A 24812-nucleotide genomic window follows, 5' to 3' on the forward strand; every position below is an offset into this window, starting at 1 on the left:
AATAATTTTTAGCTATGTACAGTTTTTATGGCACTTGGCCTTGGTATATTTCCGGTTTTTTAATTGGAATGATAATGCTTATTTTGATTTATTTTGGAAAGACATTCGGAATGTCATCCAATCTTCGTACGCTATGTTCCATTTCCGGAGCTGGAAAATTTTCTGATTTTTTCAGATTCGACTGGAAATCCCAGCGTTGGAATCTGGTAGTTGTACTTGGAGCCATGATTGGTGGTTTTATAGCCGTACATTTTTTAAGCGATGGTTCCGGAGTGAATTTAAATCCGGCTACGGTAGCTAAATTGCAAGAGATGAATATCGATGCGCCTAATGGAAAATTGCTTCCGGAATTGTTTACTTCAGGAGAAAATGTTTTTACTCCAAAAATATTCGGATTCCTGTTGTTTGGTGGCCTTTTAGTAGGTTTTGGTTCAAGATATGCTGGCGGATGTACTTCTGGCCATGCGATTACAGGAATGAGTAACTTACAATTACCATCATTGATTGCGGTTATCGGATTTTTTGTTGGTGGATTAATTGCGGCTCATTTTTTACTTCCTTTGATTTTTTAAGACGATGAAATTTATAAAATATTTACTTGTAGGAATCCTTTTCGGGATTGTATTGACTAAATCTGAAGCGGTATCATGGTACCGTATTTATGAGATGTTCCAGTTTGAATCTTTCCATATGTTTGGAATTATCATGACGGCTATTGCGGTAGGTGTTGTAGGTATTCAGATTTATAAAAGAAATAAAGTGGTAGGGCTTGATGGCAAGCAGATCCAGATTGCAGATAAAGAAAAAGGGTTTAAGAATTATATCATTGGAGGAACAATTTTCGGATTAGGCTGGGGGATGATTGGAACTTGTCCGGGACCTATCTTTATCTTGATTGGAGCTGGTTTTTACAGCATCGGTATCGTATTTTTAGGAGCCTTGATTGGTACGTTTCTATACGGTTTATTAAAAGACAAGCTGCCTCATTAATTGATTAAAACGTATAAAAAAGCCCCAGAAATTTCTGGGGCTTTTTTTATGTGAGCATTGATTTTTCAGCGTTTTCAAGTGACATAGCTTCTCGGTCAGCCAAAATCACACGTTCGAGTTCTTCGATTTTTTCGCGTACGGCGCTGATATATTCGTCCTGATTGCGGATACTGGCGAGGTACTTTAGCGTTTTTTCATCATGTGTGAAAAAGGTTCTGGCAGAACGCGTAGCTTCATGAGTATTATGTCCCAGTAATTTCATAACATCTATGCCTACACGCAGACTGGTGTCAAGAGTTTCTCTGTAAATGTGCATAATACCGGCATTCATCTGGTCATAGGCATCGTCTCTGTTTTCAGAACGTACCAGTATGTAAAGATTGGGAAAGTGTTTTTTGACCATTTCAATCATTTCCATTCTTTTTTCGCGATTGCCAATGGCGATAATAATGATCTGCGCCCTGCCGGCTCCTGCAATTTCCAAAAGATCGTGTCGTGAAGCATCACCATAATAGACCTTGAAACCGAGTTTCCTCAGTGTATTTACGTTGTCGCTGTTATTGTCGAGTACAGTAGCTTGTATGTTGTTGGCTCTGAGAAATCGTCCTACGGTATTTCCAAAATGACCATAACCGGCTATAATAACCGGATTGCTTTCAGAGTCAACATCGCTTTCGGGTTCTTCTTCGCTTCCAATCATCGAACATTTTGATTTCATCAGTACTTTTTCATTGAACATCATCAGCAAAGGCGTAAAAGCCATGCTTAAAGCAGTAACGGCCATCATTAGGTCTGTAATTTCTTTGCTGAGTATGTTTTCCTGCAAAGAGAAACTCAGAAGTACAAAGGCGAATTCTCCTACTTGGCTAAGGCCGAAACTAAAAATAAAGTTTTGGGTATATCCAATTTTAAAAAATTTCCCCAAAAGATACAGTACTATAATCTTGATTGTAATGATACCTAACACAAGTCCCATAATAAACCAAGGCTTTGACAGCAGAAGCTGAAAGTCTATTGAACTGCCTACAGAAATAAAGAAAAGTCCCAGAAGTAAACCTTTGAACGGGTCGATGGCAATTTCGAGTTGGTGTTTGTATTCGCTATTGGCCAACATAACTCCGGCTAAAAAAGCACCTAATGCCGGGCTTAATCCCACGGAAGTCATCAGTACGGCAATACCCACTACCACAAGCAATGCCATTGCGGTAAACATTTCACTGAGTTTTGTTTTTGCCATAGCATGAAAAATAGGACGTAAAAGATATTTACCGGAAAGTAACACTACAGCTATGGAAGAAAGTACAAAAAGGGCTTGTAACCACTTCGAAAAACCATCCATTAATGTTGGATGCGCAGTTATCGCTGCCTGTTGTAATTCTTTACTGGCGAGCAACGGCAACAAGGCGAGCATGGGTATAATAGCGATATCCTGAAAAAGTAATACGGCAAAGGAACTTCTGCCGGCTACCGTTTTTATCCAGCCTTTTTCGTTAAGGGTTTGCATGACTATGGCGGTTGACGACATAGAGATTATCATTCCCAATACTAAAGCTGTTTTCCAGTCCAATCCAAAAGCGAGTGCAATGGCTGTGAGCACGAGTGTGGTTCCTGCAACCTGTATGCCTCCCATACCGGCTATTTTTTTCCGCATTCTCCAGAGACGTTCGGGTTCGAGTTCCAGCCCGATAACGAACAGCATCATGACAACGCCAAATTCAGCGAAATGCATAATGTCATGTCCTTTGGTTCCAATGAGACCTAAAAAGGCGGGACCAATGATGATTCCTGCCAGGAGATATCCCAACACGGAACCCAAGCCAAGTCGTTTGGCAATTGGAACCATAATTACAGCTCCGGCCAAATAGATCATTGCCTGAAAGAAGAAAGTGTCCTGCATATAATTCATTTACTGTTTATAAAAATAGCTATTTTGAAAAAGATTTTAGTTTTTGGAAATAAAAAAAATCAACTGCCTGAATTGATTTCCAGACAATTGATTTCAAAAGGCCATGGGTAGCCGTTATTTCCAGCCGCCGCCTAATGAGCGATAAAGCTCAACGTCGGCATCAAGGCTAGTGCGTTTTAATGTGGCAAGTTCCAACTCACTTTGGAGCAGATTTCCTTGTGCCACGATAACTTCAAGGTAAGTTGCCATTCCGCTTTTGAAAAGCATGTCCGCATTTTTTACTGCTTTTTGCAAAGTAGCGACACGACCGGCAGCTATAGATTGTTGTTCTTTCAGTTTTTCAACTTTTACAAGCGCATCAGATACTTCGCCAACAGCTACAAGAACCGCCTGTCTAAAGCTAAGTACGGTTTTTTCTCTTTCAATTTTTGAGATTTCGTATTGCGCTTTAAGGCTTCTTCCGTTTAACAAAGGCTGAGCAATGCTTCCGGCTACCATTCCAAACAATGAGGCCGGAGTGTTAAACCAGTTGCTTGATTTGAAAGAGGTAAGTCCACCAGCAGCCGTAATATTCAGGCTTGGGTAAAGAGAGGCTTTTGCGATGCCAACTTTTGCGTTTGCAGCTTGTAATGCCAGTTCTGCATTTTTAACATCAGGTCTTCTGCTTACCAGTGCGGAAGGAATACCGGCAGATGGGTTTTCTTTTAAAGCTATAGTTTCCAACGTAGTGTTTCTTTCTTTAGCACTAGGAAAACTTCCTGTGATAACACTTAGTGCATTTTCCTGCAAGGCGATAGCCTGTTCTAATTCAGGGATAAGCTGAGCTGCCACAGATTGCTGTGCTTCGGCTTGTTGTTTTGCTAAAGAAGTTACCTGTCCGGACTCAAACTGCAGGTTGATGACAAACAGCGTACTGTCATTTAGCGCAAGGTTTTTTCTGGCAATTTCCAATTGAGCATCCAGCATCAGAAGGTTATAGAATCCGTTAGAAACATTAGCCACAATAGTAGTTTGCAATGCTTTTTTTGCTTCTTCAGATTGCAGGTATTCCGCCAAAGCATTTTTCTTCCGGCTTCGGATTTTCCCCCAAATGTCTGCTTCCCATGAAAGGTTGAGCGCAGCATTGTAATCTTCGATATGTTTTCTTCTCAAAAATGTATTGGTGCTCAATCCGTTCAAGCTGTTGTCAGACAGTCGGGTAGAGGTAGCTGTAGCCTGAAAGTCAAGTTTAGGAACATTTCCCCATTTAGACTGTGTCAGTTGCCATTGTGCAGCCTCAATATTTTTTTGAGCTATGAGCAGGTCATTGTTTCTGACGATGGCACTGTCTATGAGTTTCTGGAGCGATGGTTCTGTAAAAAATTCTTTCCAGCTCAAATCGGCAATGCTTGTAGTGTCCTGAGAAGCTGTATTCCTGAAACTTTCGGGTAAGGCATCTTTTGGAGCCTCGACGTCTTTCGAAACTTTACATGCTGTAAATGTGGTAATCAATACCAATACAGCTATATATTTATTGATGTTTTTTTTCATTTTAGTTTTTCAACATTAAATTTCTGTACAATTATACCACAGCACCAGTTAACCGAGACTGTGGTATAATTTCCCATTTTTATTTTTCTTCGTTATGGATTACGGCTATTGGTTTTCCACTGACTTTTTCCTGTAAGTATTGGAAGACTACAAATAGAACCGGAATGATTAACAAACCTAATATTACTCCTGAAAGCATACCTCCGGCTGCACCAATACTGATAGAGTGGTTACCTTGTGCAGATGGACCAGTGGCGCTCATCATTGGAATCAAACCTACAACGAAAGCCAGCGAGGTCATGATAATTGGTCGTAAACGGAGTTTCGCGGCATCAATTGAAGCTTTGCCCAAAGCCTGACCGGATCTTCGTTTTTGTGCCGCAAATTCCACAATCAAAATGGCATTCTTGGCGAGCAATCCGATAAGCATGACGAGTGCGACTTGTACGTAAATGTTATTTTGGATGCCAGTCAAGCCGATGGCTGCAAATACTCCAAAGATTCCTGTTGGGATGGATAAGATTACCGCCAAAGGCAAAATATAACTTTCGTACTGTGCTGCAAGCAAGAAATAAATAAATACCAGACACAAAAGGAAAATTGTTGTTGATTGTCCGCCGGAAGAAATTTCTTCACGGGTTTGTCCTGAAAATTCATAACTATAACCTGCCGGCAATTGCTGTTCTGCTACCTGTTCAATCGCTTTGATGGCATCACCGGAGCTAAAACCAGGTTTCGGAATAGCATTGATCGAAATCGAATTAAATAAGTTATATCTCGAAGCGGTTTCTGAACCATAAATACGGGTTAGTTTTACTAAAGTATTTATCGGAACCATTTCGCCGTTTTTATTTTTTACAAATACACGGTCAATAGCTTTCGGATCAGCTCTGTCAGCAATATCAGCCTGGACAACTACTCTATAGTATTTTCCAAATCTATTGAAGTCAGAAGCCTGGGCACTACCAAAATAAGCCTGCATTGTTTGTAAAATATCTTTTACTTTAACGCCTAACTGGTCTGCTTTTTCATCATTAATATCCAATTGCAATTGCGGATAATCTGCTTTAAATGAAGTAAAGGCTACAGCAATTTCAGGACGTTTCATCAATTCTCCGATGAAGTTTTGTGAAATACCACTAAATTTATCCAATTTACCACCTGTTTTGTCTTGCAATACTAAATCCAATGCTTCAACATTACTAAAACCGGGTACGGTTGGGAAACTAAATACGAAGAAACTTCCTCCGGAAATAGCACCTAGTTGGCCGCGAACCTGATTCATAATATCATCAATATTTTTAACCTTGCCACGTTCTTCATTTGGTTTCAGCAATACGAAAACCACTGCCGATGATGGGCTTGTAGAGTTTGTTAAAAGGTTGAAACCTGAAATAGCCGTTACAAATCGTGAAGATTCCAACGCTTTTAATGTGTTTTCGGCTTCCGTCATTACTTTTTGGGTTCCATCTAATGAGGTTCCTGAAGGTGTGTTTACTGCAATTGCAATAAATCCTTGATCTTCTGTTGGGATAAATCCGGTTGGAGTTCTTTGAACCATAATAACTGTGGCAACAGTAATCAGAACCAAACCTCCCAAACTAACCCATTTGTTACGGATCAGGAATCTCAATCCGCCAACATAACGGTTCGTCAAAGCGTTGAAACTTTTATTAAAACCGATAAAGAATTTTTCTTTAAATCCTTTTTTAGCATGTGGAGCTTCTTCATCGTGTGCTCCATGATTGTCTTTCAAGAATAAAGCGGCAAGGGCAGGGCTTAACGTCAAAGCGTTTACTGCTGAAATTACAATTGCAATTGCCATAGTAAAGGCAAACTGGCGATAGAAAACTCCTGTTGAACCTTCCATAAAACCAACCGGTAAAAATACCGCTGCCATGACTAATGTAATCGAGATAATAGCACCCGTAATTTCGTGCATCGCCTCATGCGTTGCTATTTTTGGAGACAGACGTTTGTGTTCCATTTTAGCATGCACGGCTTCGACAACGACAATCGCATCATCGACGACAATACCAATGGCCAAAATCAATGCGAAAAGCGTCAATAGGTTAATCGAGAATCCGAATAATTGCATGAAGAAGAACGTCCCTAAAATCGCTACCGGAACTGCAATTGCCGGAATCAAAGTCGATCTGAAATCCTGAAGGAAAAGGAATACAACGATGAATACCAGGATGAATGCTTCCAATAAGGTATGCTGTACTTGTGCAATCGATTGATCTAATGATACTTTTGTGCTATAGAATATATTGTGTTTTATTTCTTTAGGAAAATCTTTTGAGGCCTTGACCATCAATTTGTTAATTGCAATCTGAATATCGTTTGAGTTGGAACCTGCCAACTGTATGATACCAATTACAACACCTTTATTTCCATTCAAACGCGTTAAGCTGTTGTAAGAATACGCACCGAGTTCTACTCTGGCAACATCTTTCACACGAAGGATAGAACCATCGGCGTTGGAACGAATAGCTATGTTTTGGTAATCTTCCGGTTTGGTTAGCTTTCCTTTGTATTTGATAACATATTCGAAAACTTCTTTACTTCTTTCTCCAAATTTACCTGGCGCGGCTTCCAAACTTTTGTCCTGAATCGCAGCCATAACTTCATTTGGCGTCACATTATAAGTTGCCATTTGCGTTGGATTTAACCAAACGCGCATAGAATAGTCTTTTGTACCTCCAAAAATAGCAGCAGAACCCACACCAGGAATACGCTTGATTTCCGGAATAATGTTGATTTGCGCGTAGTTGGCAACAAATGTCTGGTCGTATTTGGCTTCATCTTCGGTATACATACCAATCGCCATAATAAAACTGTTTTGCTGTTTTGCCGTAATAACACCTTGTTGTACTACTTCTGCGGGCAACTGGCTTGTAGCTTGTGCCACCCTGTTTTGTACGTTAACGGCAGCCTGATCGGCATCTGTACCTAATTTAAAGAAAACTGTAATTGCTAAAGTACCGTCATTACTGGCAGTTGAGCTCATGTAGGTCATGTTTTCAACACCATTTATAGATTCTTCTAACGAAGGAGCTACAGAACGCAAGACGGTTTCAGCATTGGCTCCAGGATATACTGCGGTAACCAAAACCGATGGCGGCGCAATATCCGGGAATTGTTGTAGAGGTAATTTTGTAAGTCCTAGTACACCCAATATCACCAATAAAATGGAGATAACAGTAGCCAGTACAGGTCTCTGTATGAATATTTTAAACATTTTTCGCGAAAATTATTTTTTGTTAATTACTTGAGCAATTTTATTCGATTTTTCAGGCTGAATTGCCTGACCTTCCTGAAGTTTGTCGATACCACTTAATACAATCTGATCGCCTGATTTTACACCATCTTTGATAAGATAGTTGGTGCCGCTTTTTCCAATAATTGTGATTGGCGCTTTGGTTACTTTGTTTTCTTTGTTTACGGTAAACACGAAAACTTTATCCTGCATTTCGATTGTAGCCGATTGTGGAACCAGAATAGCATTATCATGCTGAATTCCTAAACGGATCCTACCTGTGTTTCCAGAGCGCAATGTTCCGTTTGCATTAGGAAAAGTAGCACGAAGTGTTATGGCTCCTGTGGTTTTATCAAATTGGCCGTCAACCATATCAATTTTTCCTGTTTGAGTATGGGCATTGTTATCAGCCAATATTAAAGTAACCGGTGGCAATTTTTTAATCTTGTCATCGATAGTATTTCCTGCATATTGTGCCTTGAAGTTAATGAAATCACTTTCTCCTAAAGAAAAGTAAGCATATACTTCGTGAACGTCAGAAAGTTTTGTCAATGGCTCAGCATCTGTTGCTGAAACTAGGCTTCCTTGTTTTTTTGGCAATCTTCCAATGTAACCGCTAACCGGTGCCGTGATGGTTGCATAACCCAAATTGATTTTTGCAGAAGCTACCATTGCTTGCGCCTGATCTAAATTAGCCGTGGCAATTCTGTGAGAAGCTTTAGCTGTTTTTAATTGGTATTCAGAAACGACTTTGTTTTGAACAAGAGGCGTTAATTTATCAATTTCCAATTGAGCGTTAATCAAAGCTGCTTCAGCACCGTGAAGGCTGGCAAGCGCATTGTTAAGCTGTTCACGAAAAGGCTGTTCGTTTATTTTGAACAACGGCTGACCTTTAGAAACGAAAGCCCCTTCGTCAACATAAATTTTTTCCAGATTTCCACTTACCTGTGGACGAATTTCTACGTCAACAGTTCCCTGGATAGAAGCTGGATATTCAGAATCTGTAGTAGTATTTGCACTTTGGATGGCGTAAACTGGCAATGTTGGTGGTGGTGGAGCTGCTTGGGTTTCGTCTTTACCGGAACATCCCACAAGGACAACAGCGAGAACTAGGCTGGTTAAAATTATATTTTTCATTTTTTTTTGATTTTTGAATTTGTTGAACATTTGGATTGATTCTTGGTTTTTGCTGGGATACATTTTTTGTAAGGATTTTAAAATAGAGCTGATTGTTTTGAAATCAGCATTTCATGTTGTTATAAACCATTTCTGTTGTTCTGTGAAGCGTTCTTCCTGAGAACCGCTTCACTGCTTTCTAAACCGCTACATTGTCATAAGTGTTAGTTTGTTGGTATTCATTGTAAAAATTATAATTAACCTTATTAAATTATCTAACATCGTTAAGTAATAAAACGAAAAAACGCATAAATATCCTGGCTTACCTAGCACTATAGATTAGCATTAAATTATTTATCACTGTTAAGTATCAGGTCAAAAAAATAGAATTGATACTTTATATTATTGTTATTAAATCATTTATCAGCGTTAAGTGAAGTTTAAAAAAATTAGACTTCTACTACTTGAATTGATTTAATGATTCCTCCAATTGCATCCTTAAGTATTTGATTATTAATACTTGACGCCAACCCATTGCCTACCATGTTGATTGAAATCAGTCCGTGGATAACTGAGAAAAAAGTGAAATACTTTTGCTTTATGACATCGTCTGTTGGTTTTTGTCCTTTCATCAGCTGAGCAATTGCTTCCGTGAATAATTGGAAGGGAGCTTCAGCTTCTGGTACACGCTGCATACAACACGTCATTTCTACGCCAAACATTACCTGATAGAGTTCTTTATCTTCAAAAGCAAAATTCCAGTAAGCCATCCACATTTCTTCCAGCTGTTCTGCCGGATCCGCCGATATAGATTTTGCTTTTTCAAGATTACAAGTCAGGCACAAGAACCCTTTTTTAGTGAGTTCGTGAAGTATGGCTTCTTTATTTGAAAAGTATTCGTAAATAATAGGGGCAGTATATTCGATGCGGTCTGCGATTTTTCGCATGCTCAAACCTTGCCATCCTTCTTCTTTCACAATATAATAGGCAGCATCCAGGATGTTATGCCTGGTCTCTTCTTTTTGTCTTAAAATTCGATCTTTGCTTGCCATTTTATATAGTATTAAATAGTTTAACACCGTTAAGCAAAATTACTGCTTTTTTATAATACGAAACAAGTGGGTTATAAAATTTTCTTATGGGACTATAAAGAATATAGTATTTCTCTATAAAAAGCTGGTCTTTAGTTTGAAATAAAGATCATTTTTTTGGTTCAGGTTCATACCATTTTTTAAGATGATGATTAGTTTTATACTAATGATCGCTATTAGAAAAACCAAAAAGAGCGGAAATTGTATAGAAAGTGCTTTTTGAACGAACGGACTCACAATCATGAGTATCGAGGCAACAACCGATAAGATGATATGGATACTTACTATGTTCTTTCCTAATTCCTTATTTTTTGCGTCTTTGGTCTTATAGGTCAATAGTAAAGGTAGTATGACGTTTCCGTATGGAAATATAAGGCCAAACAAAGCGGAAAGATTAATCAGTTTTGCCCTGTCGATTTTGTCGTTGTCATTTGTACTAACAATCAAACTTTCGGGCTGGGTTTCTAATGATTCGGCAATGGCTTTTAGCGTAAAACCTTTAAGAATGCTTCCGGCTTCAATCCTTTGAACGGTTCGCAATGAAAGTCCTGATTTTTGGGCAAGTTCCATCTGGGTCATGTTTTTTGCCTCTCTCAAAGTTTTAACGTTGTTCATCATAAGCCGGTTTTCTGCTTTTGCATCACAAAGTTAAATGAAAAGGGATGATTATAGAAAACTTTACATCAAAATAGATTTTAATAAATGTAACCTTATGCTTTGCGGCTCTGCGCCTTTGCGTGAAAATAATTGCTCGCAAAGACGCGGAGCCGCAAAGGAGCATGATGAAAATGGTTACTCTATAAAAAACAATCGCAGGAAACGAATTCCCTGCGATTGCTACTAACTCAAAACCTAATACAAAAATTACTTGTTGGAGTATACTCGAACATAATCAATGATAAATTCTTGAGGGAAAATGGAATCGTCAACTTCCGGACCGCCAAAGTTTCCGCCAACCGCTACATTTAATATAAAGTAGAAGGGTTGGTTGAAAGGCCAGACGTCTTCGGTTTTGTCTGTTGGATTAAAAGTATAGACCAGGATGTCGTCTACATAAAAATCCATTTTGTCTTTAGTCCAGTCTACACCAAAGGTATGGAATCCTTCTTCAATGTTATCGAATCGGGTTTTGTGTGAACTGGCATGGTCGCCGTGATTGGCTTTGGTATGTAATGTTGTATAAACCATATGCGGTTCTTTACCTACGTATTCCAGAATGTCGATTTCGCCGCTTTTGGGCCATCCGACTTGTTTTATATTAGAACCAAGCATCCAGAAAGCAGGCCAGATGCCTTGCCCGACAGGAATTTTGGCACGGGTTTCCATGTAGCCATATTTGAATTCTTTTTTTCCGGCCGTGGTAATTCGGGTGGAGGTATATTTATCACCGTTTTTTTTCGCAGTGATAATCAGCTTGCCATCTACAATTTTGTGGTTTTCTTTGGTATAGAACTGACGTTCGTTATTTCCCCAGCCACAAATATTAGGACAACCGTCACCTAGCTCATAGTTCCAGATTTTTTCATTTAGTTTGTTGCCATCGAAATTTTCTTCCCAGATGAGTTTTCCTTTTTTGACTTGTCCAAAAGCAGAATAGCCGGCAAGCAGTAGTAGGATTGCTGTTTTTTTCATAAATGATTTTTTAGTTGCTGTAATTAAAATCTACCTGTAACGTTGCCATAGAACTGCCACCTACAAATAGTTGGAAGTCTCCCGGTTCTGCTTCCCATATTTTTCTTGCCGAATAGAACTCGATTGTTTTTTCGTCAATAGTAAATGTGATGGTTCTCGTCTGTCCGGCTTTTATTTCTGTCAATTCAAATCCTTTCAATTCTCTAACCGGCCGCGTAGCACTTGCAATCAAATCCCTGATGTAAAGTTGCACGACTTCTTTTCCGTCAACCGTACTGTTGTTTTTTACATCAACAGAAACTTTTATTTTTCCGTTTTTTCGCAAAGTCTTCGAGTCAAGTTTGAGGTTAGAATACTCGAATTTTGAATAGCTTAATCCGTATCCAAAAGGATATAGGGGCGTGTTTTCAATATCGGTATAATGTGACCAGAATACGCTTTCCGGGTTGTCTGTAGATGGCCTTCCTGTGTTTTTATAATTATAGTAAATAGGTAACTGGCCTACATTTCTAGGGAAAGTCATTGGCAGTTTGCCGCTAGGATTGTAATCTCCATACAATACCTGTGCTATGGCATGGCCGCTTTGTGTTCCTAAATGCCAGGCTTCAACAATGGCAGGAATGTTTTTTGCCGCCCACGGAATAGCAAGCGGACGACCGTTTTGCAATACGAGTACAATATTTGGATTGGCTTTGTAAACGGTTTCAAGCAGTTCCTGCTGTACGCCAGGAAGCGTAATGTCGCTGCGGCTTCGTCCTTCGCCACTTTGTAAACCATGTTCGCCTAATACCATAATCACTACATCGGCTTGTTTTGCAGCAGCAATAGCTTTGTCAAAACCACTTTTGTCAGTGGTATTTATTTTGGTTTCTAACATGAATCTTGGCTGGCCTAAAGCAACGTCGGCTCCTTTTTCATAGACAAGCTGATTGCCTTTGTAATTCGCCATTCCTTCCAGGAAAGAAACAGCCGTATTATCATCGGCACCAATTCTCCAACTGCCTAACGGACTGGTCTTATCATCAGCCAATGCTCCGATAACAGCGATTTTCTGTCCTTGTTTTTTTAAAGGAAGCAGGCTGTTTTCATTTTTTAGGAGCACGATTGATTTTTTCGCCATGTCCAGAACGCCATCGTGGAATTCTTTCTTTCCGGTATATTCTTTTTCCCGGTTTTCATTGCAATATTTATAAGGATTGTCGAAAAGTCCCAATTCGAATTTTACTTTTAAAATTCTTCGCACCGCATCATCGATTTTGTCCTCAGAAACTTTGCCTTCTCTTACCAAATCTGCTAAATGGCTCACATAACCGTAAGATTCCATATCCATATCAGAACCTGCATTGGCAGCTTTCATGGCGGCATCTTTAAGGTCTTTTGCATAACCATGAGGAATCATTTCGCCAAGCGAGCCCCAATCTGAAACGATAAAGCCGTCAAACTTCCAATCTCTTTTGAGCAGTTCTCTCTGCAAGTAAGTATTTCCTGTGGCAGGAATTCCTTCCAATTCGTTAAACGAATTCATAAAAGTCAGCACACCTGCATCAATAGTTGCTTTAAAAGGAGGCAGGATGATGTTATGCAACGTATTATCGCTGATATCAACCGTATTGTAATCACGGCCGGATTCAGAAAAACCATATCCTGCAAAGTGTTTTGTACAAGCCGCAAGCCGGAACTCATCTAGTTTATCACCTTGAAATCCCTTGACACGGGCTATTGCAATTTGGCTTCCGAGATAAGGATCTTCACCGGCACCTTCCATAACACGTCCCCAACGGGCATCTCTTGAAATGTCAACCATAGGAGCAAAAGTCCAGTTTAATCCTGCAACGGCCGATTCGGCAGCGGCAATCTCGGCTGATCTTTTCATGGCTTCCAAATCCCATGAAGCAGCTTCTGCCAACGGAATGGGGCTGATGGTCTTATAACCATGAACGACATCAAAGCCAAAAATCAACGGAATACCCAAACGGGTTTCTTCCACAGCAATTTTTTGCAATGCCTTTACATCCTTAACACCGCGCACGTTGAGCATGGAGCCTACAAGTCCTTTTTTTAGGTTTTCGTATTTTTTAGCGGCTTGTCCGTCTTTAGGAACCGGTCCGGTAACATCCCAAAAGCCATTGTATTGGTTCATCTGACCTACTTTTTCTTCCAAAGTCATCAGTTTCAATACAGAATCTACTTTCCGGTCTATGGGAAGCCTGCTTTTTTCTGAAAAATTATGTTGTTTGGAGCTGCTGCATCCCATAGCTAAGAGCACGGCTGCGGCAAATCCGTATCGTATTGTTTTATATTTCATTTTATTGGTCTCGAAATTTATGATAGGCAATAATCAAGAAGGCTAGCAAGGCTAACCTTCCTGATTAGAAGCGCAAGAGTTGGATTATTGGTAGACTCTTACGTAATCGACTTCCATTGCAGATTGTGTAAATGCTGGGTCGACAGTTCCGCCAAAAGTTCCTCCCATAGCAACATTCAGAATTAAGAAGAAGTCGCTATTAAATGGAGTAGAAGCTGAGTTTACAAATGAATGGAAAGCCGGCTGATTGTCAATATAAAATTTAATTGACGTTGGACTCCATATCACTTTATATATGTGAAATTCCGATGAGACATTGCTGGCTGTCGTGGTTCCTGTATCGGCATTTCCACCTGAACGGCCTGGATAATGTAAGGTTCCGTGTATCGTATTCGGGAAATTGCCTTTGTGTTCCATGATGTCAATTTCTCCGCATGCTGGCCACGGATTGGTTGCATAGTTTTCACCAAGTGCCCATATAGCAGGCCATGTTCCTCCGCCTGACGGCAGCTTGGCTCTTACCTCAACCTTACCGTATTTGAACTCAAATTTATTTTCGGTAACCAATCGGGCAGATGTATAGTTTGAACCAGAGAAATTCTCCGCTTTAGCAATGATTTTTAATACGCCATTCTGTACAACTGCATTGTCTAGCCTGTCAGTATAGTGTTGCAATTCGCTATTGCCCCATCCGCCGGCACCAAGATTGTACGACCATTTAGTCGGATCCGGAGCGCCATCAACATCAAATTCATCATTCCATACCATATTGGTATAGTCAGGGTCATTTCCGCCACCTTGAACCGGTGGTTGGTTGCTGAAAGTATGGTACCAAGCCAATGCAGGATTACCACCCATAACGGCTCTGACTACCAGCTTACTATCTGTAAGTTCCATGATTTCATAAGTGCTTTGTCCAATGTAATAGCCCATAAATCCGTTATCTGAGAAAGTCATTGCCGTACCACGTTTTTTATCGGCTGGCACTAACGATTCACTAGGACTTAAGGCAACTGTTTTGACACCGCTGGTATTGTAGTTCAGGCAAAGATCTGAACTTCCGGAACCGCCTCCTACACCTAAGAATGCAGAATTAAAGAATGTTTTGCCTCCATTATTTAATTCATATTTCAGGACACCGTTTTCTACGAAGAAACGAAGTTCATTGTCATACAGACAGCTGCTATCTGGTGATCCTGCTTTTTCAAAAGGAGCCGCAGCATAATAGTTAGGATAGAAATTTTTAGTGATATCTCCATCATTTTGCCCAACACCCAAATGGCCTGGTACGGCTGCAGCCCAATACCATTTTTTTGAGCTTCCGTTTGTTAAAAGTGTGATGGCTTCCGGATCAGAGAAGTTACTAAATACGGTAACTTCGAACGAAGTATTACTCGCTGTTCCTCCTTTCCCGAAGGCAACTACATTAACGGTATAGGTATTTACTCCGTTTCTGGTAAATGTTTTTGTGTAAACGCCTCCCGGAGCATTTTGTGAAGTTCCATCACTGAAAAGGTATTTGAAACTAACGGCATTTTCTGCAGTCGCTTTTAATATAACTTTTCCGGAACCGTCGCCATTTGGATGGTCTGCATCCTTACCAACGATTTCATAGGTTAGTTCTATGTTTTTTGGAGCATTGAGACTGCCAAAAGTTTTGTCATCCTCCTGGCAACTGTTGACTAAAAATAGCAACAGGGCTAATTTTCCGATATTTTTTAGTATGTTTTTCATCCCTTTTAATTTGAAAGTTTGACGTCGTCAAAATAGTAGGTTGCTCCAGTACCATTGGTCCCGAAATCAAAGAAGAGCACTATATTCTGATAGGCATTGTTGTTGTTGATTCCTGTAAAATCATAAGTCAGTTCTTCCCAGCCGTTAGCGACAGTTGTGGTAACGGGAAGTTCAATATTAATTCCGGTGTTTCCTGAATTCTCGAGCTTTAGGAGAACCGGAATTCCCGCTTGTGGCGACCATACTTTGATTTTTATTTTATGATAAACAGAAAAATCGATTGGTTCTGTAAGCGTGATTGCTGTTCCAGCCCAAACTTCTGCACCGGCATTTTTTACTACTCTGGCAACATTTGCGGAGGTATTTATTCCTGTTAGATTAGGATTAGCTACTCTTGTTGCAAAAGCACCACCAAAATCTCCAAATCCGTAATTAATTGTTGAAGATTCGAAAGTCAATGGCAGGGTTTTAGGTTCGTCACCATTTGTCAGATAGATGTCATCAAAATAATAACTTGCTCCGTTTCCTGGGTTTCCAAAATCAAAGAAAAGAATGACTTTTGAATAGGATTGTGAAGTGTTAACTCCTGAAAAATCGTAAGTAAGATATTGCCATGCATTAGCTACTGTGGTTACCTGGTCTACTTCGTGGTTGATGCTGGCATCGGTAAGGTTTTCTATCTTTAGTTTTACAACAGCACCTATTTGTGGCGACCAAACTTTGATTCTGAATTTGTTCAAAGTTGAAAAGTTAATCGGGTTGTCCAGAACCATAGTGGTTCCTCCCCAGGTTTCTGCTCCGTTGTTTTTTACTGTTCTTCCTACTTTTGAACTCAGGTTGATTCCTGAAATGTCAGGATTGTTTACTCTGCTGGTAGAAACGTTTCCGAAATCGCTAAAAGAATAGTTTAGTGCCGCATTTTCAAAAGTCAGTGGCAATAAGATAGGGTTAGAGATAACCACATTTTCTGTATATGATGTTGTTGCAACTCCACCGCTGTAGGCTACTACTGTTACCGTATAAGTACCTGTATTGCTGTAAGTATGGGTTACAGGAGGATCGCCCTGCATGAATTGTATAGGCAGTTGTTGCGGATCTTCTCCGAAAGTGACTTCAAAGAAAGTTTCGTAATCAGCTGCCGCCGTTACACCTATGGAAAAAGAATCTCCAACTACCGGAGTAATAGTTACGTCCAGATTTTCCGGAGCCCTGAAAGCAACCGTTAATGGAAGTTCGACCTCGCTTGTAAGTCCGTTAATGGCTGTTGCAACGATTTTTACATTGTATTGACCTTCTGCATACGTATGATCTACTGTAGCTCCAACATTTACTGTTGCCGGTTCTACCGTAGTATCGCCAAAATAGACATCATACTTAACGAGTCCTTCTCCTCTTGGAGCGATGGTAACCAATCCGGAGTTGTCCTGCGTAATGGTAAACAAAGCGGAAAGATTAGTCGGAGCGGGTGCGTTTGTAACAGAATCAAGGCTTGTATCGTCACCGGAACATCCTATGAGGATTGTCAGTAACAGTAAGCTTATTATTGATTTGAATTTTTTCATATCTCTTAAATTTTAATATCCAGTATTTTGCTGCCAGTTTCCGGCTGAAAATTGAATTTCTTCGAAAGGAATAGGGAATACTTCGTTTTTATCAGCGGTAAATCCATCGATTTCGATAGCTGCTCTTCCGGTTCTTACCAGGTCAAAAAAGCGGTGTCCTTCTCCCATAAGTTCTCTTCTTCTTTCTTGCCAGATTAAAGAAGTAAGTGTTGTTCCGGTTCCGTTGATATCATGATTGGTATCTCCAAATGCACGTCTTCTTACCTGATTGAGATAGAATCTTGCTTTTGTATCGTCAATTCCGCCTCTGTTGAAGGCTTCGGCTGCCATTAGCAAAACATCAGCATAGCGGATAGCTCTGTAGTTGTTTGGGTTGGTCAGGTTTAAATCTCCTGCAGCATTAGCTCTTCGGGTTCTTGGAATGTATTTTTTATTGAAATATCCTGTGTGTTTATAACCTACGCCATAGGTAGCTCCGGTTGCAGCAGCCCAAGCGGCGATATCCAAAATGGCAACATCTTTTCTTAGATCGCCTGCTTCATAAATATCAACGGTTGCCTGCGTAGGTATGTTAAAGCTGTATCCCGAAGAAAATCTTGGTCCTGAATAGTTTCTCGGCCCGTTAAATCCTACGGCAACATTTCCTTCACTACATTGAAGACATTCAAATCCTGCGCCTTCAATATCAGTATACTGCACTTCAAAAACAGATTCCATTCCATTTTCCTGTGCTTCTTCAAAAATAGTATCGTAGTTTGAGATTAAAGAATAGCCTCCGGTTACCGTAATCAGATTTTCCAGCGTTTGGGCTGCCAAATCAAATTTGTCCTGGTATAGGTACACTTTTCCTAATAAGGCCTGTGCAGCACCTTTTGTAACACGTCCCACTTGTGGAGCAGTAGGGTTTAAATCGGCAATAGCCAAAATCAGGTCATTTTCGATTGAAGCATATACTTCTGCCTTGGATGATCTTGGGATGGTTTTTTCGTCACCCAGCTTAAATCGTGCGTCTTGTTTTAACGGAATACCTCCAAACCATTTTACCAGCTCAAATTGGAAGTAGGCTCTAAGGAAACGCGCTTCTGCAATAATCTGAGGTTTGTTAGCAAAATTGGTCTTGTCTTTGAATTCCATGATATAGCTAGCCCTGTTGACACCGGCAAACATCCAGTCCCATACGTTTTTTACGTTCGCATTTACAGGCGTATGGATCATTTCGTCTACTTGCTGGAAACCAATAACGTCGTTAGCACTTTCTCCACCGGATAAGGTGTTGTCTGAGGCGATTTCACCTAACAAAACATTGACATAAGTAGATTGTAAAATATCGTAAGCTGCAATCAATGCATTATAGTATTCCTGTTCGTTGTTGAAGTAATTATCTGCTCCAATCGAATAAGGAACTTCCCTGTCGATAAAATCATCTCCGCAAGAAACGGTTGTGAGGAGCGTTAATGCCATAAAGGCTGTGATTATATTCTTTTTCATTTTTGTCATCAATTAAAAATTAACATTTACACCAAACAAATAAGTTCTCGGTATCGGATAAAATCCGTTGTCAACGCCACCTCCAATAGGATTTCCATTAGAAGCTCCCGGATCGTAACCCATGTACTTTGTAAAAGTGTAAAGATTGTTTACGCCGGTATAGATTCTCAGTTTTGATATTCCTGCTTTTTCTGTGAACGCAGAATTTATCGTATAACCCAGTTGTACGTTCTGGATTCTCAAATAGGAAGCGTCCTCAACAAAATAATCTGAGAATACATTGTTGGCTGTAGCGGCTGTAGTAACTCTTGGAACGCTGTTGGTTGATCCTTCACCTGTCCATCTGCCTAATGTATAGTTCATTCTGTTTACGTCATTTTGGGTTCTTTCATAAGCTCTTACCATGTCGTTTCCGATCGAGGCAAAAAGATAGGTTGTGAAATCAAATCCTTTGTAGTTTAAGCTAAAGTTTAGTCCCATTGTCACGTCTGGAATTGGACTTCCAAGGTCTGTTCTGTCATTAGCGTCGATTTTGTTATCGCCATTGACGTCTACGAAACGTAAATCACCAGGTTTTGCTTCTGCTCCCAAAGCCAATTGTGACGGATGTGCGTCTACTTCAGCCTGATTTTGGAAAATTCCGTTCGTCTTATAGCCATAGAAATATCCCATCTGATGTCCAACCTGCATTCTTGAAGTCAGTGTACTTGTTCCAAATAAACCTCCTTCAATAAATCCGGTACCGTTATTAACTTCGGTTACTTCGTTTTTTAGTGTGGTAACATTATAATTGATGTTAAAAGAAAAATTGTCTGATACTTGCTCTTTGTAGTTTATTGCAAATTCAAAACCTTTGTTTCTAACACTTCCGGCATTGATGACAGGAGAAGAACCTCCAGGAGCCGCAATACCAGTTATTGCACTGATTGGAACGTTTACAATCAAAAGATCTTTTCGGGTATCGATAAAATAGTCGGTAGCGATTTCAACTTTGTTGTTGAACAGACGGAAATCCAAACCTACGTCGAATTTTCTGGCTTCTTCCCATTTAACATCCGGATTGGCTAGTAATCCAATAGCATTTCCGTTGACAAGCTGTCCGTTAAATATATAAGTGGCTTCACCTCCAAGTAATGAGATATAAGCATTTGATTTAATCTGGTCGTTTCCAAGAGTTCCATAACTTCCTCTTAATTTCAGGAAATTGATAGATTTTGATTCCGGGAAGAAACTTTCGTCAGAAATTACCCAACCGGCTGTAAAAGAAGGGAAGTAGGCTACACGATTCGAAGGTCCGAATTTGGTAGATAAGTCTCTTCTAATCATGGCAGATAATAAGTATTTTCCTTTGTAATCATACTGAAGTCTTCCGAAATGAGATAATCTTCTTTCGTCATAAGCATAAGAACCTGCTGCTTTTCTGTCAACATAACCTGTAGTCAGAGAAATATCGGCAAATTCCCATGAGTTGTTTGGCACGTCGAATCCGGTTGCATTCAATCCGTTTCCATATTCTTTAAATACGGTGGTACCTGCTGTCAGTGCAAAATTGTGGTTTTCTGCCAATGTTTTTTTATACGTTGCAAACAGGTCGAACGTATAGCTGTTGTCGTTGATTGCGCTTTGATCTACGCTGCTTCGTGGATTATTAAAGACTTTTCCTGGACCATAATCAACAAGTTTGTTGAATGTTTTTCCTTCACTGTTTGAAGTTTCAAAACCAATACGGCCTGTTACTGTCAAATCTTTGATTACATCATATTCCAAGGCAAAAGAACCGCTTACCCTTTTAAGATTATAGGAATTAAAAGTGTTTGCAATTTGTGCCAATGGGTTGATAACTTCAAAACCGATGTTACTGCCCGGAACATTCACATCACCGCTAGGTAATACAGTAAGGTTGCCGTTCTGATCGTAAGGTTTGTATATGGAAGGTGTGTTAATAGCGTTAAATAAAACCGATCCTAAGGCATTTTCGGTGAAAGTTCGAGAGCTGGTGTACAAGTACATCACATTTGCTTTTGCTCTTAATTTGTCGGTCAGATCAGCATTCAGGTTCAAGCGCGCTGTATTTCGTAGGAAATTAGATTTATAACCGCCTATAATACCGCCCTGATCCAAATGCGATCCGCTAATGTTGTAAGTAACCTTATCCGATCCGCCGCTTGCCGATAAATCATGGCTAATGATTGGTACTCCGGTATCAAAAACTTCATCCTGCCAATTCGTCCCTTTTCCTAAGGATGAAACATTAGGAAATGGTAGCGAATTACCTGCATTGGCATAGCTTTCATTCAATAGCAGGGCATATTCCGTAGCATTTAATAATGGAAGTTTTCTGCTGGTTTCCTGAGAACCCATGTAAGTGTTATAGGAAATTCTTGTTTTTGAGTTTTTCTTTCCTGATTTCGTAGTAATTAAGATAACACCGTTGGCACCAATAGTTCCATAAATAGCTGCCTGCGCATCTTTCAATACCGTAAGGCTTTCAATATCGTTTGGATTTAGTAACCCGATATCTTTAATAATGTTACCGTCTACTATAAAAGTAGGTCTGTTTTCACCATTTGTGGCGATACCTCTGATTCTTACATCAAGATTACCACCTGGTCTTCCGGATTGTGTAGTTACATTGACACCAGAAACAGTTCCTTGTAAAGCCTGTTCGATTTTCACAGGACGCAAATCTTCAAGATTTTTGCTGCTTACGATTCCTACAGCTCCGGTCACTTCTCTTTTCGTTTGGCTTCCGTAACCAATCACTACAACTTCTTCTAGCGATTCTGCATCCGGATTTAGTACTACTGTAATTTTTTCGTTTTTAGTTACCTTGAATTCATATTTGGAGAATCCAACGTAGCTAAATACTAAAGTAGCACCCGATGGAACGCCGGATATTTGAAAGTTTCCATCTAAATCCGCTATTGTTTGTAGTGTCCCGTTTTTTACGACGACAGTTGCTCCAGGTAGTGGGAGTCCTGTTTGAGCTTCAGTTACCTTACCATTAATTTCATATTCCTGCGAATAACAGAAAGACGAAATTAAGATGAAAGCAATGAGGAAAAAGTTTGACTTCATATAATTTGTTTTTTGTGATATCTAAAATTAGGAAGTCTTGTATGAGAATATGATAAAGAGAACCACAACAAAAAATATACAATTCAAAAAAATATTTTAAAAATTGCATTATTGATAAAAGAAAGCGAGCGTTAACAGTAATTTAAGAGATTTTTAAACTTTTGCTAACATGCTTAATCTTAAGCCGAAAAAACCAATTACAACGTTGTTGTTGTGGTGATGTATAGGTAAATTTTGTGTTTGTTGTGGTTTGTTATATCGAAAGTATATACTCTACAAGCCCTTCTTCATGGGATAAATCCATTTTTTTACGCAAACGGTATCTTTTTATCTCAACACTACGCACAGAAATGTTAAGTAGTGGGGCAATTTCTTTGGAAGAAAGATTCAATCGGAGGTAAGCACAAAGTCGGAGGTCATTTGGTGTTAACGAAGGATGCAGGTTTTTTACCTTTTTCAGGAAATCTTTATCGGCATTGTTAAACGCATCCTTGAAAATGTTCCAGGTGTCTTCTTCGCTGATGTTTTTGTTGATGGTTGTAATAACCGATTTGATATTTCTGTTACCTTCTTCAGAATTTCTTTTCAGGTCATCTTTAATCAGGCTTAACAATTCGTTCTTTTTGATCAGGCTCATGGTTGAAGCCGCAAGTTCACGGTTTTTACTTTCAAAGTCCTGTTCGAGCTGTTGGTTTTTAATTTTCATCAGTTCCTGCTGACTTTCCAATTCTTTAATTTCAAGCAGTCGGTTGTTTTCTTCGATTAGCTTTTCTTTTTGCTCGTGATAATAGTTTTTATAAGCACGGTTGATAAAGTAAGCCATTACTATAAAAATGATGATATAGAAGATAACTGCCAAAGTTGTCCTATACCAGGGTTTTAGTATTGTAAATGTGTAAGAGATAGTATTTTCAGACAATTCACTACCTATTTTGGCGCGTACCTTAAAAGTATAGTCACCAGGCGGAAGGTTTTTGAAATTTATAGTTGGTTTATTGCTCCATTCGCTCCATTCTTCCTGATAGTTTTCAAGAAGAAATTGGTATTCGGCATTGATATATTTGTTGAATTCGGGAACTGTATAGGAGAAAGTAATGTTATTGTCTGCGAACTTAAAATCAGAATGTTCGTCCATTAGAGCATGTCTGGGGCTTTCGTTGGACTTATTGACCAGAATACCCGACATAAAGACCTTGTATTTGCTGAATTTGAGATCATCAATATTGATTGTGTAATAACCGTCTGTTGTTCCGATTAAATAAACAGAATCAGATATTTGGGTAATGTTTTCATAACCCAGCATTGAATTGGTAAGTGAAGACGGAATAGGAATAATATTGTGCTTGAGCTGGGTACTCAACTTTCCATAGGAAAAGTAATTGATGTAGTTTTTGGTAAAGAACCAAAGCCTGTTGGAATTATCAACCATCAATTTGCCCGATGTGTAACCGTCTTTTTCAAAAACACGGCTCAAAATTGTGTCTTTTTCAAATTTTTTGGTCTTTGGGTCCAGTCTGAAAATACCGCTTTTATAAGAATAATAAACACTTCCGTTAAATTCTGTCAGACCGGCATTTTTTCCTTTCGTTGGGTAGGAATAGGTAATGACTTCATTTGTTTTACGCAGGTCACGATCCGGCTGAAAACGGAAAACGCCTTTGTATTCATGACTGACATATATTTCCAGGTTCTTTGTAATCTCAAAATATTTAGAGGAGTAATCAAATCCATCAATTTTATTCCTGAAGAGCCATTGCCCGTTTTTGTTTTCTATAATAGAAACTCCATAATAATTACCCTGGATCAGCAAATCTTCCCGTCCGGGTACATTTTCAAATTTCCAGGTTCCGGAGGTAATAAAAATAGAGTTAGCCTTATTTCCATTGATAATAAATGTACCGGAGTCATGGCCGCAAAACAAAGTGCCTTTATAAGAATAGAGCGCCCAGACCTGTCCTTTAGTGCCGTCGATGAATTTAAAATCTTCTGCCGAACTATAATTTTTATAAAATAATCCCTGATTTGTCCCTACATATAGTTTTCCGTCATGGAGAATGGAAGTATAGACCGTTCCTAGTATTCCGGTATCGTCAGAAAAGGAACGAACCGGAGAGTTAATATTAATGCAGTTAATTCCGTTGTCAAGTCCAATCCAGATGTTCCGATCGTGGTCTTCAAAAATTGAAAGTGCCGTATTATTGCTCAGTCCTTTATTTTGGGTAATATGATACAGCATCTTTCCTTCTTTAGAAATGATGAATATTCCGTTTGAAACGCTACCTAAAGCAAAGCTCCCGTCAGAAAGTATCTGGCTGCTGTAAATGCTACTGGCTGAAAAGTCAGCATCCGCTTCCGTATGCCATTTTTCAAATTTAGCATTAGAATAGGTATAGAACCCGTTGAATTGTGTCTGTAAGAGCAATCCGCCATTTCTGGAAAAAATGTTTACAATCTTATTTTTTAACAGGATAGGATCATTAGAAATCAGTTTGCCTTGTCCATTTTCAATTTCAAAAAGTCCTTCGGTATATGTTTGATAATAGATAGCATCGTTAACTTTAAAGGCTCTTGAAATGGCTCCTTTTGGAGTAATAATTTTGAATTTAGATGTTTTGGTATCGTATAAAAAAATCTGGTTGAGCGATTGGAAGATAACCCATTGGTCATAATCGATAATATTCCAGATCTGTTCATCGTCTAGCATTTTGTCAATTATGGGCTTACTCAGTGAAGTATACTTTAACAAGCCATTTTTTTGTCTTTCCCAATAACCAAATTCCATATAGCATCCTGTATAAATCCTATTATTGATGGATTTGGCTGACCGGATAATGGTTTCGTTTGGCGATGGATAAAGCGTCCAGTTGGCTCCATTAAATTCTAAAAGCCCTTCATTGTTGGCAAAGTAGATAAATTGATTGTTGTCTTGGGTTATCATCCAGTTTTGATTCCCGGCACCATACATATTGGAGGCATATTTCAGGATAGGAGGAAGTTCTTGAGAAAAACTTGATAAATAGCTGAATAGGACTAATATGAGTAGTTTTTTCGACAAAATGTATAGGGATTAGGTTCTTTAAGTAGTACGAATATACGATTTGAAATGAAAACTTTGCAA

Annotated in this window: 15 protein-coding genes; 2 read left to right on the forward strand and 13 right to left on the reverse strand. The window is 39.3% G+C overall.

The genetic code is table 11. The annotated features are described in order from the left end of the window. Positions 1–14 precede the first annotated feature (14 nt). Complete coding sequence (locus ABH942_RS10350; RefSeq protein WP_370031687.1) at positions 15–572, forward strand: YeeE/YedE family protein; 558 nt, start codon at positions 15–17, stop codon at positions 570–572. 4 nt (positions 573–576) lie between these two features. Then, positions 577–990 (forward strand): DUF6691 family protein, encoded by a 414-nt coding sequence (locus ABH942_RS10355; protein ID WP_370031689.1) that lies wholly within the window; start codon positions 577–579, stop codon positions 988–990. Between the two features lie 46 nt (positions 991–1036). Here the strand turns inward: ABH942_RS10355 and ABH942_RS10360 are convergent, their stop codons facing one another. The 13 genes from ABH942_RS10360 to ABH942_RS10420 form a co-directional block, all read right to left on the reverse strand. After that, positions 1037–2887: a monovalent cation:proton antiporter-2 (CPA2) family protein gene (locus ABH942_RS10360; RefSeq protein WP_370031691.1), complete on the reverse strand. Its 1851-nt coding sequence runs from the start codon at positions 2885–2887 to the stop codon at positions 1037–1039. A gap of 123 nt (positions 2888–3010) precedes the next feature. Further along, the gene (locus ABH942_RS10365; protein WP_370031692.1) at positions 3011–4426 is read right to left on the reverse strand and encodes an efflux transporter outer membrane subunit; all 1416 of its coding nucleotides are present in this window, start codon (positions 4424–4426) and stop codon (positions 3011–3013) included. A gap of 79 nt (positions 4427–4505) precedes the next feature. Beyond that, the gene (locus tag ABH942_RS10370) at positions 4506–7670 is read right to left on the reverse strand and encodes an efflux RND transporter permease subunit (protein ID WP_370031694.1); all 3165 of its coding nucleotides are present in this window, start codon (positions 7668–7670) and stop codon (positions 4506–4508) included. 12 nt (positions 7671–7682) lie between these two features. Beyond that, positions 7683–8825, reverse strand: coding sequence for an efflux RND transporter periplasmic adaptor subunit (locus ABH942_RS10375; protein ID WP_370031696.1), 1143 nt, complete (start codon positions 8823–8825; stop codon positions 7683–7685). Between the two features lie 428 nt (positions 8826–9253). Continuing rightward, positions 9254–9856 carry a TetR/AcrR family transcriptional regulator gene (locus ABH942_RS10380; protein ID WP_370031698.1) on the reverse strand — a complete coding sequence of 201 codons (603 nt, stop codon included), beginning with the start codon at positions 9854–9856 and terminating at the stop codon, positions 9254–9256. A 114-nt stretch (positions 9857–9970) separates the two neighbouring features. Further along, positions 9971–10510: a helix-turn-helix domain-containing protein gene (locus ABH942_RS10385; protein WP_370031700.1), complete on the reverse strand. Its 540-nt coding sequence runs from the start codon at positions 10508–10510 to the stop codon at positions 9971–9973. 249 nt (positions 10511–10759) lie between these two features. Continuing rightward, positions 10760–11527, reverse strand: coding sequence for a family 16 glycosylhydrolase (locus tag ABH942_RS10390; protein ID WP_370031702.1), 768 nt, complete (start codon positions 11525–11527; stop codon positions 10760–10762). 10 nt (positions 11528–11537) lie between these two features. Continuing rightward, positions 11538–13832 (reverse strand): beta-glucosidase BglX, encoded by a 2295-nt coding sequence (bglX, locus tag ABH942_RS10395; protein WP_370031704.1) that lies wholly within the window; start codon positions 13830–13832, stop codon positions 11538–11540. Between the two features lie 84 nt (positions 13833–13916). Continuing rightward, positions 13917–15566, reverse strand: a complete 1650-nt coding sequence (locus ABH942_RS10400) for a glycoside hydrolase family 16 protein (RefSeq protein WP_370031706.1) — start codon at positions 15564–15566, stop codon at positions 13917–13919. 5 nt (positions 15567–15571) lie between these two features. Next, entirely contained in the window at positions 15572–17128 is a 1557-nt protein-coding gene (locus tag ABH942_RS10405) for a hypothetical protein (protein ID WP_370031708.1), read from the reverse strand. Between the two features lie 12 nt (positions 17129–17140). After that, on the reverse strand, positions 17141–18616 hold the full coding sequence (locus ABH942_RS10410; protein WP_370031710.1) for a RagB/SusD family nutrient uptake outer membrane protein: 1476 nt from the start codon (positions 18614–18616) through the stop codon (positions 17141–17143). Positions 18617–18628: 12 nt separating this feature from the next. Next, complete coding sequence (locus ABH942_RS10415; RefSeq protein WP_370031712.1) at positions 18629–21694, reverse strand: SusC/RagA family TonB-linked outer membrane protein; 3066 nt, start codon at positions 21692–21694, stop codon at positions 18629–18631. Between the two features lie 253 nt (positions 21695–21947). Further along, positions 21948–24749 (reverse strand): triple tyrosine motif-containing protein, encoded by a 2802-nt coding sequence (locus tag ABH942_RS10420; protein ID WP_370031714.1) that lies wholly within the window; start codon positions 24747–24749, stop codon positions 21948–21950. Between the last annotated feature and the right edge of the window lie 63 nt (positions 24750–24812).

Source organism: Flavobacterium sp. 28YEA47A, assembly GCF_041262125.1.
Classification (GTDB): domain Bacteria; phylum Bacteroidota; class Bacteroidia; order Flavobacteriales; family Flavobacteriaceae; genus Flavobacterium.

Bases quoted from the DNA above. Each gene is read 5' to 3' on its own strand.
- ABH942_RS10350 (WP_370031687.1), top strand. From the start codon at position 15: ATGTACAGTTTTTATGGCACTTGGCCTTGGTATATTTCCGGTTTTTTA.
- ABH942_RS10355 (WP_370031689.1), top strand. From the start codon at position 577: ATGAAATTTATAAAATATTTACTTGTAGGAATCCTTTTCGGGATTGTA.
- ABH942_RS10360 (WP_370031691.1), bottom strand. From the start codon at position 2,887: ATGCAGGACACTTTCTTCTTTCAGGCAATGATCTATTTGGCCGGAGCT.
- ABH942_RS10365 (WP_370031692.1), bottom strand. From the start codon at position 4,426: ATGAAAAAAAACATCAATAAATATATAGCTGTATTGGTATTGATTACC.
- ABH942_RS10370 (WP_370031694.1), bottom strand. From the start codon at position 7,670: ATGTTTAAAATATTCATACAGAGACCTGTACTGGCTACTGTTATCTCC.
- ABH942_RS10375 (WP_370031696.1), bottom strand. From the start codon at position 8,825: ATGAAAAATATAATTTTAACCAGCCTAGTTCTCGCTGTTGTCCTTGTG.
- ABH942_RS10380 (WP_370031698.1), bottom strand. From the start codon at position 9,856: ATGGCAAGCAAAGATCGAATTTTAAGACAAAAAGAAGAGACCAGGCAT.
- ABH942_RS10385 (WP_370031700.1), bottom strand. From the start codon at position 10,510: ATGAACAACGTTAAAACTTTGAGAGAGGCAAAAAACATGACCCAGATG.
- ABH942_RS10390 (WP_370031702.1), bottom strand. From the start codon at position 11,527: ATGAAAAAAACAGCAATCCTACTACTGCTTGCCGGCTATTCTGCTTTT.
- bglX (WP_370031704.1), bottom strand. From the start codon at position 13,832: ATGAAATATAAAACAATACGATACGGATTTGCCGCAGCCGTGCTCTTA.
- ABH942_RS10400 (WP_370031706.1), bottom strand. From the start codon at position 15,566: ATGAAAAACATACTAAAAAATATCGGAAAATTAGCCCTGTTGCTATTT.
- ABH942_RS10405 (WP_370031708.1), bottom strand. From the start codon at position 17,128: ATGAAAAAATTCAAATCAATAATAAGCTTACTGTTACTGACAATCCTC.
- ABH942_RS10410 (WP_370031710.1), bottom strand. From the start codon at position 18,616: ATGAAAAAGAATATAATCACAGCCTTTATGGCATTAACGCTCCTCACA.
- ABH942_RS10415 (WP_370031712.1), bottom strand. From the start codon at position 21,694: ATGAAGTCAAACTTTTTCCTCATTGCTTTCATCTTAATTTCGTCTTTC.